This is a genomic window from Methylobacterium phyllosphaerae, from assembly GCF_001936175.1.
In the GTDB taxonomy this organism is placed as follows: domain Bacteria; phylum Pseudomonadota; class Alphaproteobacteria; order Rhizobiales; family Beijerinckiaceae; genus Methylobacterium; species Methylobacterium fujisawaense.
This window is the reverse complement of sequence record NZ_CP015367.1, coordinates 3722435-3735668: the sequence shown is the minus strand read 5'-3', so window position 1 is coordinate 3735668 and position 13234 is coordinate 3722435. Positions and strand designations below refer to the sequence as shown.

At 73.3% G+C, this 13234-nt stretch carries 12 protein-coding genes; 4 read left to right on the top strand and 8 right to left on the bottom strand.

Features of this window, described 5'->3' with window-relative positions; translation table 11 throughout:
• Window positions 1–36 precede the first annotated feature (36 nt).
• From mgtA to MCBMB27_RS17010, 4 genes are all read right to left on the bottom strand, one after another.
• Complete coding sequence (mgtA, locus tag MCBMB27_RS17025; protein WP_083683582.1) at window positions 37–2640, bottom strand: magnesium-translocating P-type ATPase; 2604 nt, start codon at window positions 2638–2640, stop codon at window positions 37–39.
• A gap of 39 nt (window positions 2641–2679) precedes the next feature.
• On the bottom strand, window positions 2680–4044 hold the full coding sequence (locus tag MCBMB27_RS17020) for a S41 family peptidase (protein ID WP_075380910.1): 1365 nt from the start codon (window positions 4042–4044) through the stop codon (window positions 2680–2682).
• 73 nt (window positions 4045–4117) lie between these two features.
• Window positions 4118–5776, bottom strand: a complete 1659-nt coding sequence (locus tag MCBMB27_RS17015; RefSeq protein WP_083683580.1) for a bifunctional aminoglycoside phosphotransferase/ATP-binding protein — start codon at window positions 5774–5776, stop codon at window positions 4118–4120.
• Window positions 5737–6210, bottom strand: coding sequence for an SPW repeat protein (locus MCBMB27_RS17010; RefSeq protein WP_075380909.1), 474 nt, complete (start codon window positions 6208–6210; stop codon window positions 5737–5739). Before MCBMB27_RS17010 ends, MCBMB27_RS17015 begins: the two co-directional genes overlap by 40 nt.
• Before the next feature lie 138 nt (window positions 6211–6348).
• Here MCBMB27_RS17010 and MCBMB27_RS17005 point away from each other — a divergent pair, with 138 nt between their 5' ends.
• From MCBMB27_RS17005 to MCBMB27_RS16990, 4 genes are all read left to right on the top strand, one after another.
• Complete coding sequence (locus MCBMB27_RS17005; RefSeq protein ID WP_043387209.1) at window positions 6349–6750, top strand: DUF6455 family protein; 402 nt, start codon at window positions 6349–6351, stop codon at window positions 6748–6750.
• Window positions 6743–9439: a cation-translocating P-type ATPase gene (locus tag MCBMB27_RS17000; RefSeq protein WP_083683578.1), complete on the top strand. Its 2697-nt coding sequence runs from the start codon at window positions 6743–6745 to the stop codon at window positions 9437–9439. The genes MCBMB27_RS17005 and MCBMB27_RS17000 overlap by 8 nt, the downstream gene beginning before the upstream one ends.
• 103 nt (window positions 9440–9542) lie before the next feature.
• Window positions 9543–9809 carry a hypothetical protein gene (locus MCBMB27_RS16995; RefSeq protein ID WP_236952731.1) on the top strand — a complete coding sequence of 89 codons (267 nt, stop codon included), beginning with the start codon at window positions 9543–9545 and terminating at the stop codon, window positions 9807–9809.
• Window positions 9810–9916: 107 nt separating this feature from the next.
• Window positions 9917–10777 (top strand): universal stress protein, encoded by an 861-nt coding sequence (locus MCBMB27_RS16990; protein WP_053610293.1) that lies wholly within the window; start codon window positions 9917–9919, stop codon window positions 10775–10777.
• A 47-nt stretch (window positions 10778–10824) separates the two neighbouring features.
• On the opposite strand, the gene MCBMB27_RS16985 is transcribed toward MCBMB27_RS16990, so the two are convergent.
• The 4 genes from MCBMB27_RS16985 to MCBMB27_RS16970 all read right to left on the bottom strand — a co-directional run bounded on the left by MCBMB27_RS16985 (window position 10825) and on the right by MCBMB27_RS16970 (window position 13136).
• Window positions 10825–11517, bottom strand: a complete 693-nt coding sequence (locus tag MCBMB27_RS16985) for a helix-turn-helix domain-containing protein (protein WP_043354333.1) — start codon at window positions 11515–11517, stop codon at window positions 10825–10827.
• A 120-nt stretch (window positions 11518–11637) separates the two neighbouring features.
• Window positions 11638–11862, bottom strand: a complete 225-nt coding sequence (locus MCBMB27_RS16980; RefSeq protein WP_043354335.1) for a hypothetical protein — start codon at window positions 11860–11862, stop codon at window positions 11638–11640.
• Window positions 11863–11945: 83 nt separating this feature from the next.
• Window positions 11946–12314: an SPW repeat protein gene (locus MCBMB27_RS16975; RefSeq protein ID WP_043387222.1), complete on the bottom strand. Its 369-nt coding sequence runs from the start codon at window positions 12312–12314 to the stop codon at window positions 11946–11948.
• A 372-nt stretch (window positions 12315–12686) separates the two neighbouring features.
• Window positions 12687–13136 (bottom strand): response regulator transcription factor, encoded by a 450-nt coding sequence (locus MCBMB27_RS16970; protein ID WP_075380908.1) that lies wholly within the window; start codon window positions 13134–13136, stop codon window positions 12687–12689.
• Window positions 13137–13234 lie beyond the last annotated feature (98 nt).

Below are 13234 nucleotides of genomic sequence, written 5' to 3'. Positions count from 1 at the left end.
CCTTCAACCGGCCGGCGCCGCCGGCCTTGAGGCAGATCAAGGTTCGGCGCGCCGATGGCGGGCGCGGTGCGGCGGGCGGGCGGCCCAGGGCTTCACGGTCTCGACCGCCGCGAGGTAGGCGAGGGTGATCAGCGCGATGCCGAGGAGCGTCGGCAGGGGCGGGGCCTGGAAGCCGAACCAAGGCCCTGCCGGCGTGAAGGGAAGGGCCAGCGCGGCCGCCAGCGCGGCGAGCGAGGAGCACGCCAGCGCCGCGCTCGGACGATCCCGCCAGGGGCGCCCGCTCGTCCGGATGACGAAGATCACGAGGATCTGCGTCGCCATGGATTCGAGGAACCAGGCCGTCCGGAATTCCTCCGCCGAGGCATCGAAGAGGAAGAGCAGGGCGCCGAAGGTCAGGAGGTCGAACAGCGACGAGAGCGGGCCCATCACGCCCGCGAACCGGAGGATGGCCGCCATGTCCCAGACCTGTGGCCGGGCGGTCGCGGACGGCGCCACATGGTCGAAGGGGATGCCGACCTCCGAGAGGTCGTAGAGCAGGTTGTTGAGAAGGATCTGCGTCGGCAGCATCGGGAGGAACGGCAGCGTCACCGACGCGACCGCCATCGAGAGCATGTTGCCGAAGTTCGAGCTCGCGCCCATGCGGATGTACTTCAGGATGTTGGTGAAGGTCCGCCGCCCCTCCTCGACGCCGTCGGCGACGACCGCGAGGTCCGAGGCGAGCAGGATCATGTCGGCCGCGGCCTGCGCGACCCCGGTCGCGCCCTCGACGGAGAGGCCGATATCGGCCTGCGCGAGGCCCGGCGCGTCGTTGATGCCGTCACCCAGGAAGCCCACGATCGCGCCCCTGGCCTGAAGCGCCCGCACGATGCGCGCCTTCTGGTCCGGGGTGAGCCGTCCGAAGGCGTCCACCTTGCGGGCCTGCACCGCGAGCGCCGCATCGCTCAGGGCCGCGACCTCGGAGCCGGACAGGACCGTGGTGGTGTGAAGCCCGACGAGGCTGGCAAGGCGGCGCACGACCACCGGGTCGTCGCCGGACAGGATCTTCAGGCGCACGCCGGCGCGCGCGAGCCGCGTGACGGCGGCGGCGGCCGTCGGTTTGGGCGGGTCGGCGAAGGCGCAGAAGCCCTCGAAGACGAGGTCGGCCTCGTCCGCGGTTCCGGGCGGCCGCATGGGCCCCGACCAGGGCCGCGACGCGACCGCGATAGTGCGCAGCCCCTCCTCGGCCAGGCTCCGGACCTGCCCGAGGGCCGCGCCGCGTTCCTCCGGGCCCATCGGCTCCGTCCCCTCGCCGGCGCGGCGCGCGGTGCACAGCGCCAGGACCGCCTCCGGCGCGCCCTTCAGGATCAGCAGCGGCCCCTCCGGTCCCTGCGCGAGGACCGACCCGGTGCGGCGCCCGTAGTCGAACGCCCGCTGGCCGGCCAGGACCCACGCCCGGCCCGCGTTCGGGTGATGGTCGACGAGGGCCGCGTCGAGCGAGCTGCGATCTCCGCCGAGATCGGCCGCGACCGCCGCGAGCCGCGACGGCCGCGCGTCCTCGCGGCCCGCCGGATCGAGGCTGCGGCCCAGGGCGATCTCGGCCGAGGTCAGCGTCCCGGTCTTGTCGGTGCACAGCACCGTCATCGCGCCGAGGTCGTGGATCGCGGCGAGCCGCTTCACGATGACCTTGCGGGCCGCCAAGCGCAGCGCGCCCCGCGAGAGCGTCACCGTCGTGACCATCGGCAGCAGTTCCGGGGTGAGGCCGACGGCGAGCGCGACCGCGAACAGGAGGGAGTCGAGCACGGGGCGGCCGAGCACGACGCGGGCGGCCAGGACGCTGAGCACCAGGGCCAGGGTCAGCCGGGCGACCATGAGCCCGAAGGCGTGGAGGTCGCGCTGGAAGGGCGAGGATGCCCGCGCCTCGGCCAGAACCGAGGCCGCCGCGCCGAACATCGTGGCGGGGCCGGTCGCGACGACGAGGGCGGTTGCCTTGCCCGTCCGCACGACGGCGCCGCGGAACACGGCGTTCGAGGCCTCCGCCGGCTCTGGAGACGTCACCGGCCCGGCCCGCTTCTCCACCGGGTAGGGCTCGCCGGTCAGGGCGGCCTCGGCCACCGTGAAGGCGTCGCCGTCGATCACGAGGGCATCGGCCGGGACGATGTCGCCGGCCCGCATGCGCAGGATGTCGCCGGGAACCACCTGCTCCACCGGGACCGTGACGAAGCTGCCGTCCCGCCTGACCTCGGCCTTCAGCGCCACCGTGTGGCGCAGGGCCTCGGCGGCCCGTGTGGCGTGGCCCTCCTGCACCGTGTCGAGTCCGATGGACAGGCCGAGGATGGCGACGATGATGACGCCTCCCACCACGTCGCCGGTCACGACCGAGACGAGGCCGGCCGCGATCAGGATCAGGGCGAGCGGTTCGAGCAGGCGGCGGAGCACGGCCTGCAGGGCGCCGCCGGCCCGCGTCCCGGCATCGCTGTTCGGCCCGTAGCGTTCGAGCCGTCGCGCGGCGTCGACCGCGCCGAGCCCGTCGAGCCCGCATCGGAGCTCGGCGCAGAGCGCCTCGAGGCCGCGCACCCAGAACGCCCCGCTCGGCCCGGGCGACGACAGCTCCGTCGGAGTGGCGATGTCGCGCGCGCGCGCCGGAACCGCCGTCATCTCCATGGGTCGACCCGTCGCTCTCCCGCTCGCGGCGGCACGACATCACCGGTTGGGACTGGGGTCGTTGCGGTGGATCAAGCCGCCGCCGCCGCTCTGGCTGACGGCCAGCAGATGCTGCACGGCCGCCGTCAACGGCCGGTCCCGCGACGGATCGATGAGGCCGTCCGCGACGAAGCCGTCCTGCAGCGAGCCGCCGCCCGCACCGGGCTCCGGCGATAGGCGGCCCTGCGTCCCGGCCGCCATGCCGTCCGGGGTCACCACGCGGTCGGGTGCGATGCCGTTGCCGTCCACCCGGCGGCCCGCGGGCGTGACGAACCAGGCCGTGGTGAGGCGCAGCGCGCGCCCGTCGCGGTGGGCATAGGTGGTCTGGACCGCCCCCTTGCCGTAGGTGCGCGTCCCGATGAGAATCGCCCGCCGGTGATCCTGAAGGGCGCCGGCGACGATCTCGGCCGCGGACGCGGTCCCGCCGTCGACGAGCACGACCAACGGAAGGCCGTCGATCACGTCGGCACCGGTCCTGTCCAGCGCGAACCGCTCGACGCTGCCGGGGTCCCGGCCGACCAGTCGCACGATCTCGCCCCGTCCGAGGAAGGCCCCGGCCACCGCGACGGCCTGCACGACGAGGCCCCCCGGATTGCCGCGCAGGTCCAGGATGAACCCCGTGAGCCTGTCACGGCCGATGCCGGCCTTCAGGTTCGCCACCGCCCTGAGCAGCCGGCCGGTCGTGAATTCGTCGAAGTGGTCGAGCCCGAGATAGGCGACGGTATCCAGGGCTTTCAGACGCACCGGGTGCAGCGGCAGCCACTCCCGGATCAGGACCATCTCGGCCGGGGCAGGCTCGCCCGGCCTGACGACCCGCACGCGCACCGCCGAGTCCGGCTCTCCGCGCAGGCGGTCGGCGACCTGGTCGGGCGCGATGCGCCCGATGGCGACGCCGTCGATCTCCTGGATGATTGTCCCGGGCGTGAGGCCGGCGCGCGCGGCCGGGGCATCGGGAAGCGTGCGCCGCACCGTCCCGTCCGCGTCGACGACCACGCCGATGCCGGCATAGCTCCCCGTATCCTGCTCATCGAGCCGGCGGAACTCGGCCGCGGTGAGGTAGTGTGAATGCCGGTCCAGCGCGGCGAGCATCCCGACGATGGCCGCGTCGATCAACGGACCGTCGCCGCGCATGTCGGCCGCCCGTGACCGGATGGCGTGGAATGCGGCCCCGAAGAGCCGCAGGTCCCGATAGGGCGATTCCTGGAACCCGTCCGGGCGTAGGCCGACGTCGGGTGCGGCGGGGCTCGTGAGCAGCGCGCCGGCAGCGCCGGCGAGCCAGGCCGCCCCGGCGAGGCAGCACGCGGCGCCGCGACCGGGGGCCGACCGGTCGCGTGCCGCCTTGCTTGCGATCGGTTTGAACGGCATCGCCCGGTTCGACGTCCACGCGCGCGGTGAGGATGGCTCTCCGCGCCCGGCCTCGCCTTGACGTGCGTCAACGTCACCGCGTGTGCGGAGGCGGGCCCTGCGCGATGGCGATCGTCGTCGGAACGCCCCGTGCCCGCTCCGGCCGATCCGGCGGGGTTGGGGTCGCCGGTGACCCGTCGGGTGGCCGGGCCGCCGGCCAGCCCGTCACGCCGGCGCTCCCCAGGAGCGACAGGACCGTCGCGCGCAACGCGTCCACGGGCTGATCGGCGCGGAGCTCGTGCCACGCGAGGGCGCCGCGACCCCGCGCGACCTGGGCCGCCAGGACCGTCGCGGTGGCATCCGAAGGGTCGCCGGCGCGGCTGTCGATGCGGCGCGCGAGCAATGGGGCCGGGGCCTCCAGCCAGACGCCGCAGAACCGGGCCCCCCGGTCTCGGGCGAGGGCCTCGATCTGCGCCCGCTCGGTCGGTCGATCGAAGACCGCATCGGCGACGACGCAATGGCCCGCGGCCAGGACCCGCCCGGCGTCCCGCCGCAGGATCGCGTAGACGCGCCGCGACACGGTCTGGGCATAAGCCGCCGCCGGGAGCCGCGTCAGGGCGCCGACCCCGTGCAGGCGCTTGCGGATCCGATCGCTCGACAGGATCCGGGCGCCCGGGGCCGCGCCGATCCAGGGGGCCGCCGCCGCCGCGACGCTCGACTTGCCGGAACCGCTGAAGCCGCCGACCGCCAGGAGGCCCGCCGGCCTGTCGGTCAGCAGGTCTTCCCCGAGGGCGAGATACGCGCGCGCCTCGGCGGTCCTGGCGGCGGCGGCCGCGCCGGTTCCGTCCGCCGCTTGAGCCGCCGTGACGTGGGCGCGGATCACCGCGCGCAGCGCCATCAGGACCGGCAGCAATCCGAGACCGTCGGTCTCGTCCGCCCCATCGAGGTAGCGATTGAGCAGGAGGTTGGCGAGGTCGAAGCGCGACCGGTGCCAGAGGTCCATGAGGACGAAGGCGAGGTCGTACAGGATGTCGGTCGTCGCGATGGTCTCGCTGAACTCGATGCAGTCGAACGGCGTCGGCTTGCCCTCGAACAGGCAGATGTTGCGCAAGGTGAGGTCGCCGTGGCAGCGGCGGACCTTGCCGGCGGCGCGGCGGGCGTCGAGCAGGGGGGCATGCTGCGCCAGAACCGCCCGGAACCGCGCCGTCAGCGTCGCCACCGCGCCGGTCGAGGCGAGCCCCGTCGCCCGGAGCGCCGCCGCGTTCAAGTCGACGAGCGCCGTCAGGGCGGCGGCCCCGCCCTTGTCGCGGTGGATCTCCGCGCCGGCATGGAAGGCGGCGATGACCTGGGCAAGGTCCGCGATATGGTCCGGTCCGAGGCGACCCTCGCACGCCAGGGTGTCGAACAGGTCCGCCTCCGGGAACCGCCGCATCTCGACCACGGCGTCGACGAGGTTCCCGGTCCCGTCGAAGGCCAGGCCTCCGTCCGGTCCGCGCGTGATCCGCCGGGCGCCGAGGTAGAGCGCGGGTGCCGTGCGGCGGTTGAGCACGACCTCGGCCTCGCAGGCGGCGAGGCGCCGCTCGGGGGTCGAGAAGTCGAGATAGGGGAAGCGGACGGCGCGCTTGAGCTTGAACACGCGGCTGCCGGCCAGGAAGAGCCGGGAGATGTGGGTGGTTACGGTCTCCACCTGTCCCGTGCCCGACAGGGCCTGCGTCAGGAACGCGGCGACGGCGTCCTGGTCCCCGGTCGACATGCGGATCGATCCTCGCTGACCCTGGGCGTCGCGCGGGCCGCGGGCGGCGCGGTTTGCCAAGCAGATTTCTGGGCCGATTTCTGGGAGGCGGGCAGGTCCCGCAGCCGCCACAGCCAGGATCCGGCCGAGACGAGGAGGGCGACGCCGAGGCCCACGTGAGCCCAGGCCGCGGCGTCCTGGAAGCCCAGCGCCCAGGGGGCCGCGCAGGACCAGAGACCGGCCGCCCCGATGGCGTACACCTCTCCCTCACGGGTGCGCATCAGCGTCAGGGCCGCCAAGGCCAGGATCGTCGCCCCGGTGATCCAGGCGTTCCAGGCCGCGATGTCCTCGGATCGGAAGCCGAAGTACCAGGGCGCCAGGATCAGGCCCGCCCCCAGCACGAGGTTCCAGCCCCCCAGGAAGATGTCTTCCGGCTGGTTGTCGATGGTGCGCATCGCCCCTCGTCCCCAGGGTGTGGCGGGCCCTGGGCCGCCGCCGACCGAGATGTGCGCCGATGTCGCCGGATCGGCCTTGAGATGGATCAAGGGCGCCGCCGCCGCGGTGGGGCACGCAGGGACTTTCAGGAGTCTGTGATGGCCGCACCAGCCGACAAGACCGACCCCTTCGATCCATTCGGCGTCGCCGCCGCGATGACCGGATGGTGCTGCCTCTTGAAGGCGGCGCAGGAAATCCGGGACATCGACCAGGAGATGATGGAGACGATGATGGAGGCCGACGCCGCGGCGCCCGCCGGCCTGTCGCCGGAAGCCGGCGCGAAGCTCCAGGGCGTCGTCAGCCTGATGCGACGCCTGCAGCTCGACCCCGAAGCCGTTCGGCGGAGCGAGCCCGAGACCATGCGGGCGCTCGAGGCCGCTTGCCGGGCCTGCGGCGCGCGGAGCCGCTGCGAACGCGAGCTCCGGGCCGGAACGGCGGCCCGCACCTACCCGGATTTCTGCCCGAACGCCGCGCGCCTCGACCGGCTGCGCCATGCTTGAGCGGGATCCGGCCGAGGATCCCGAATGGCCCAGCCCGCCGGCCGCGACCGGGTGCCCGGCGGCGGGGACGAAACCCGTCCATGCCCTGCCGGTCGCGGAGGTTCCAGGGCGTTTCGAGACCGCCCTGCCCGCGGGCCTGACCGATGCGGAGGCCCGGCGACGGCGCGCGCGGTTCGGCGCGAACGTGATCGCCACGACCGAGAGGGCCGGCAGGCTGTCCCTGCTCCTGCACCAGCTCGCGAGCCCCGTCGTCTACCTGCTCGCCGCGGCCGGCGGGCTCTCGCTCTACTTCGGGGATTGGCAGGAGGCGGCCGCCGTCATCGCGGTGCTGGCCATCAATACCGGCCTCGGCTTCTTCACCGAGCTTCGGGCGGTCCGATCCGTCGAGGGCTTGCGGTCGCTCGGGACGCGCTCGGCCCGCGTCCGCCGCGACGGGCACATCCGGGTCCTGCCCGCCGAGGATCTCGTCCCGGGCGACATCGTGCTGATCGAGGGCGGCGATGCGGTCCCGGCCGACATCCGGCTGGTCGAGGCGTCGAACCTGGGCGCCAACGAGTCGACCCTCACGGGGGAATCCGTGCCAGTGGACAAGTCGGCACAGCCGGTCGCCGCGGAGGCACGCCTCGCGGAGCGCGCGTCGATGCTGTTCCGGGGCACGCTGGTCACCCGCGGGAGCGGTGCGGGTGTCGTGGTCGCGACCGGCGCGGCGACCGAACTCGGGGCGGTGTCGCGCCTCGTCGCGCAGGCCGACCCGGAGGGGTCGCCCCTGGAACGGCGCCTGGGCCGCCTGTCCGGCCAGATGGTCTGGGCGGTCCTGGGGGTGGCCGTTCTCCTGGCCGGCCTCGGCATCGCAACCGGCAAGGATCTCCGCCTCATGACCGAGGCCAGCATCGCGCTGTCGGTCGCGGCCATTCCGGAAGGCCTGCCCATCGTCGCGACCCTGGTGCTCGCGCGCGGTATGTGGCGGATGGCCCGCAGGAACGCGCTGATCGAGCGCCTGTCGGCCGTCGAGACGCTCGGCGCCACGACGGTCATCCTGACCGACAAGACGGGGACGCTCACCGAGAACCGGATGACGGTGCGGCAATTGTCGCTGCCCTCCGGGCAGGGGGACCTGGCCGAAAGAGGGCCCTCGATCGAAGCCGGACGCCTGCTCCGCGTTGCGGTGCTCTGCAACGACGCCGCGCTCGGATCGGGCGCCGGAGACGGCAGCGGCGACCCGATGGAACAGGCGCTGCTGCGGGCGGGGCGGTCCGCCGGCCTCGACCGCGCGGCCCTCGGGCGCGACCGGCCTCTCGTGGGAAAGCACGCCTTCGAGGCGGCCGTCCGCATGATGGCCACCATCCATGCTGCGGGGCCGGGCTTCTGGGTGGCGGTCAAGGGCGCCCCGGAGGCCGTGCTCGCCGCCTCGCGGCGCACCGGTGACGGCGCGCATGATCGTCTCCTCGACGCGGGCGACCGCACCCTGTGGCGACGCCGCGTCGAGGATCTGGGGGCACGGGGCCTGCGGGTCATCGCCTGCGCCGATAGGACGGTCGCGGACCCGGGATGCCCGCCCTTCGAGGATCTCACGTTCCTCGGGCTGGTCGGGTTGGAGGACCCGGCCCGGGAAGACGTGCCGGCGGCGATGGCGGCCTGCCGCGCCGCGGGCATCCGCGCGGTCATGGTCACCGGCGATCACGCCGTAACCGCCCGGAGCATCGCCCTCGCGGTCGGTCTCGCCGGTCCGGGGGACCGCATCGCGGAGGGCGTCCCCGATGCCGGCCTGCCGGACGGGCTGGAGGATGTCGCGGTCTTCGCCCGCGTGAGCCCGGCCGAGAAGCTGGCGCTGGTCCGCGCCTACCAGGCGAAGGGCGAGGTCGTCGCCATGACCGGCGACGGCGTCAACGACGCCCCGGCGCTGAGGCAGGCGGATATCGGCGTCGCGATGGGCCGGCGGGGGACGGACGTGGCGCGCGAGGCCGCCGCCATGATCCTCCTCGACGATGCCTTCCCGACCATCGTGGGCGCGATCCGCGAGGGGCGGATCATCTTCGACAACATCCGCCGGTTCGTCACCTATCTCCTGGCCTGCAACCTGAGCGAGGTGATGGTCGTCGGGCTCGCGGTCGTGTCGACGCTGCCGCTACCGATCCTGCCGATGCAGATCCTCTACCTGAACGTCGTGACCGACGTGTTCCCGGCCTTCGCCCTGGCCCTCGGCGAAGGCCGGGACGACATCCTCCGGCGACCGCCGCGGGATCCGAAGGAGCCCATTCTGGGGCGGGTGCAATGGACGCGGATCGGCCTGCACGCCGCCGCGATGACGGCGGCGACCTTCGCGGCCGGCGCCGCCGCCACGTTCTGGCTCGCCTTCGATCCGGCCTCGGTCGTGACCGTCACGTTCCTGACGCTCGCCTTCGCGCAGCTCTGGCAGGTGTTCAACATGCGCGCCTCCAGCGCGCCGCTCCTCCGCAACGAGGTCACCCGGAATCCCTGGGTCTGGGCCGCCCTGCTCCTGTGCACGGCGCTCCTCGTCGGCCCGGCCTATCTCCCGCCGGTCGGCCGCCTGCTGGGCCTCGTCCCGCTCGATCGGAACGGCTGGATGCTCGTCCTCTCGGTGAGCCTCGCACCGCTCCTGGTCGTCCAACTCGCCACCCTGGCGGCAGGAGCCCGCCGGCCGTCCGGGCGCAACGGCCGTCCGACGTGAGGTCCGGTGCCCCTCCGCGCCCACGGCCCGCGCGCCTTCGTGTAAGCTGTCGTCCATGAGCAGGATCACGACGGACCCGACCGCAGCGGATTGGGATGCACGAATGGAGCGGCTGACCGGCCGCCTTCCCGGGCGCCTGCGCGATGCGGTCACGTGGCTGAGGAAGCCCTCGCGGCGGCCGGCGCGGTTGGCGGCGGCGCTCGCCCTGATCGGCGGCGGCTTGCTGTCGTTCCTGCCGATCCTCGGCCTCTGGATGCTGCCCCTCGGCTTCGCCCTCCTGAGCGAGGACATCCCGGCGCTGAAGCCGCGGCTCGAAGCGATGGCGCGGGCGGTGGAGCGGTTCGTGTCCCGCTTCCGCAAGAAGCCCTGACCGGATCGGGTGATCCGGCGCGGTCGCCGACGGTCCGGCGTTGAGCTGGATCAAGGTCGAGCGGCCGCACCCGTCGAGACTCGGGCGATCGGCAGCCCGGAGCTCTCATGTCCCTCCCGTCCTCATCGCCCCTCGCCGCCTTGCGCGACATCCTGGTCGCCGTCACCGAGGAGGGCCGCGGCGACGAGCCCGGAACGGCGCTTGGCTATGGCCTCACGCTCGCCGCCGCGGCGGGCGCCCACCTCACCGTCCAGTCCGCGGCCCGCCGTCTCACCATGGTGGGCGGCGCGGGATTGGGGTTCGTCGACGGCCTCGTCGCGGACGAGAACCGGCGCCTGCGCGTCCTCGCCCAGGCCGTCGCCGAACGCGCCGCCGGGGATGCCACCCGTGCGGGGGTGACCTGTACGACCGAGGCGCCCGCGCTGGCCTACCCGGATCTGATCGCCCGGCTCACCGCCCGCGCGCGCCTCGCCGACCTGACCATCCTGGACGCGGAGGCGCGGGAGGTCGATCTCGACCGCGACCTGATCGACGGACTCCTGTTCGGCAGCGGTCGCCCGCTCATCGTGGTGCCTGCGGGCTGCTCGGCCTGGCCTGCCGGTCGGATCGTCGTCGCCTGGGACGGCAGCGCCCAGGCCGCGCGGGCGGCGAACGATGCCCTGCCGTTCCTGCGCGCCGCCGAGGCGGTCGAGATCGTGTCCGTCGTCGGCGAGAAGGACCTGTCGGCCGCGGTCGCCGGCGCCGAGTTCGCGCCGCACCTCGCGCGCCACGGCGTGACCGTGTCGGTGAACGTCCTGCCGGTCGTCGACGACGTCGCGGAGACGCTCAGGACCCAGGCGGGCCTGTTCCGCGCCGACATGCTGGTGATGGGCGCCTACCGGCACGCCCGCCTGAAGGAATGGTTCTTCGGCGGCGTGACCCAGTCGCTCCTGGCCCGCAGCCCCCTTCCGCTGTTCCTCGCCCATTGACGGCGCGGCAGCACGATCCGTCGCGACCCGCCGGGGCGGCGTCGCGCTCAGTCCTCGATCATGCGGTGGAGCCGGGCCCGTCTCAGGCTGACCTGGCGGCCGCCGACGCGTTGCAGGGCCCCGTCCTCCTCCAGCTGCGAAAGGGTGCGCGACACGGTCTCGATGGTCAGCCCGAGAAAATCGGCGATGTCGCGCCGGGTCATCGGAAGGGCGAAGGTCCCGGTGCCGCCCAGGCGTGCGTCCACGTCGATGAGGAAGCTTGCCACGCGCTCCGCCGCCGAGCGGCGCCCGAGCAGCAGCATGTGATCCTGGGCGTGCCTCAGATCGTTCGTGGCCATGTCCCAGAGCTGGCAGGCGAACTCGGCCCGGTCGGTCGCGGCGCGCTCGACCTGCCGCCGTTTGAAGATCAGCACCTTGGTGTCGGTGAGCGCCTCGGCGCTGTGGCGGTGGATCTTGCCCTGCTCGAACCCGAACAGGTCGCCGGGCAGGCGGAAGCCGGTGATCTGACGACGGCCGTCGCTCAGCACCTTGTGCGTGCGCACCGCGCCGCTGACGACCTTGTAGACGAACTCGGCCTCCTCGCCCTCGCCGTAGACTTCCTCCTCGCGGGCGTAGGAGAACGGCGTCCCGATCACCTCGGGGCAGCCCGCGAACAGGGCGCTTGCGTCCAGGCTCGGGAAGGGCGCCGAATGGCCTGCCGGGATCTGCGTGGACGTCCGTGCGGTGTAGTCGGTGCTCATCGCTTCGCTCCTCACCTCGTCGTGGGAGCGAGATTGGCCGTCCTCGGGGAGCGATGAAATTCCGGTTCGTGTCTTAAGCGAACTTGCTTACGGACAATTACGTAGTGCCGCGCGTCGGGCTCAGAGGCCCGCGGTCGTCGCGAATGCCCAGGCGGGAACCGGGTCGGGGAGCCCGGGCAGGCCGGAGCGCCCCGCGAGGAGGGCGCCCACCAGGGTGGCGAGCCCGTATGCCAGCACGCCCAGAACCAGCGTGAGGACGTCGGCATGACGGCGCAGGGCGTGGATGCCCGCGCAGCCGACCGTGAAGGACGCGGCGGCCGCGAGCGCGACGGGGTCGAGGGGCATGGCAGCCTCCTGGAAACGATGCCGTGAGGGACGCGGCCGCGCGCGGCGCAGGGCTGCCGCGGCCGTTCCGGCGCCCGGCCGCCTCAGACCGAGCGCGCCTGGGGCGACACGTAGAGCCGCCGGAGTTCGAACGCGGCCAGGGCGGCCACCGCGAGCCCGACCCCGACATGCACCCCCATGGCGCCCCTGGTCTCCGCGAAGCCCAGTGCCCACGGCGCCATGGCCGCCCATAGGCCGAGGGCGAGGTTGAGGTACTCTTCCCAATCGTAGGTCCGGCCGAGGGCCAGCAACGCGACGACGGTGATGGCGCCGCCGCTGAGAAAGGCGTTGCGTGCGGCGGCGGAATCGTAGCTCAACTCCAGATACCAGGGTGCGAGGACGAGCGTGATCCCGAGGAGGATGTTGAGCGCGTTCGGGATCATGTCCTCGGTTCGGTTCTCGATGGTTCTCATCGGCTTCCCCCTGACGAAGGGGCCCCGGCGGCCGGACTGAGCGGGCGTCCGGAGCACGAGCGGCAGACGGCCTGCCGCCTTCCCGATTTTCAGGGTCTCCGTATTGGTGCGGCGATACATTGATCCAGCTCAAGATCTTTGTGCAGGTTTCGCCACAATGTTCATGAATAAGCTTGGCAAATCGTCGGGCCGTGGAGACAAGAGCGACGTGGTCCGGTCCTTTTGCTTGGCCGTACGCTGTGACGGAGCGCACAGGGGCCTTGGGATCGTCCGCCGCCGCATGCGGGCGCCGCGGTCTCCTCGGCCAGGGTGGCTCGGCCTCGGGCACGCCGGCGCGCGCCGGTTTGCCGATCTGGTTTCCGTCGGGTTTGGTCAGGCCGGCTGGGGGAGGGGCGCGGGGCGTGGCGCCGGGGCGGCGTCTCGGGCGGTGTCTCGGGCGGTGTCTCGGGCTGTGTCTCGGGCGGCGTCCGGGGCGAGGAGCCCGAGGAGCGCGTCGAAGGCGAGGGGCTTGTCGACCAGCGGGATCCCGGCGGCGCGGGCCCGGGCGCGGATGGCGGGGTTGGGGTGTCCGGTGATCAGGACCACGGGCACGCGGGCATCGAGGTCGTGGAGCCTGGCGCAGACTTCCAGGCCGTCGAGCCCCGGCAGGACGTGGTCGAGGAGGACGAAGGCCGGGCTCGGCCCCGGGAAGGCGGCCAGCAGTTCCGGTCCGTCCGCGAAGGTCTCGACCCGGAGGCCCTCGCTTTCCAGGAGGAAGCGGGTGGAGTGGAGGACGGCCGCGTCGTCGTCCACCACGTAGATGAGGTCGGGCAGGGCAGGCATGAGGTGTATCGGCGGCTGGATCGGCGGGTTCGTCGGCGGCGTGCCGGTCCGGGTTCGGGACCGCCAGGATGGGGCGCGATCCGGATCCCGGCCTTGAC

Bases quoted from the DNA above. Each gene is read 5' to 3' on its own strand.
- mgtA (WP_083683582.1), bottom strand. From the start codon at position 2,640: ATGGAGATGACGGCGGTTCCGGCGCGCGCGCGCGACATCGCCACTCCG.
- MCBMB27_RS17020 (WP_075380910.1), bottom strand. From the start codon at position 4,044: ATGCCGTTCAAACCGATCGCAAGCAAGGCGGCACGCGACCGGTCGGCC.
- MCBMB27_RS17015 (WP_083683580.1), bottom strand. From the start codon at position 5,776: ATGTCGACCGGGGACCAGGACGCCGTCGCCGCGTTCCTGACGCAGGCC.
- MCBMB27_RS17010 (WP_075380909.1), bottom strand. From the start codon at position 6,210: ATGCGCACCATCGACAACCAGCCGGAAGACATCTTCCTGGGGGGCTGG.
- MCBMB27_RS17005 (WP_043387209.1), top strand. From the start codon at position 6,349: ATGGCCGCACCAGCCGACAAGACCGACCCCTTCGATCCATTCGGCGTC.
- MCBMB27_RS17000 (WP_083683578.1), top strand. From the start codon at position 6,743: ATGCTTGAGCGGGATCCGGCCGAGGATCCCGAATGGCCCAGCCCGCCG.
- MCBMB27_RS16995 (WP_236952731.1), top strand. From the start codon at position 9,543: ATGGAGCGGCTGACCGGCCGCCTTCCCGGGCGCCTGCGCGATGCGGTC.
- MCBMB27_RS16990 (WP_053610293.1), top strand. From the start codon at position 9,917: ATGTCCCTCCCGTCCTCATCGCCCCTCGCCGCCTTGCGCGACATCCTG.
- MCBMB27_RS16985 (WP_043354333.1), bottom strand. From the start codon at position 11,517: ATGAGCACCGACTACACCGCACGGACGTCCACGCAGATCCCGGCAGGC.
- MCBMB27_RS16980 (WP_043354335.1), bottom strand. From the start codon at position 11,862: ATGCCCCTCGACCCCGTCGCGCTCGCGGCCGCCGCGTCCTTCACGGTC.
- MCBMB27_RS16975 (WP_043387222.1), bottom strand. From the start codon at position 12,314: ATGAGAACCATCGAGAACCGAACCGAGGACATGATCCCGAACGCGCTC.
- MCBMB27_RS16970 (WP_075380908.1), bottom strand. From the start codon at position 13,136: ATGCCTGCCCTGCCCGACCTCATCTACGTGGTGGACGACGACGCGGCC.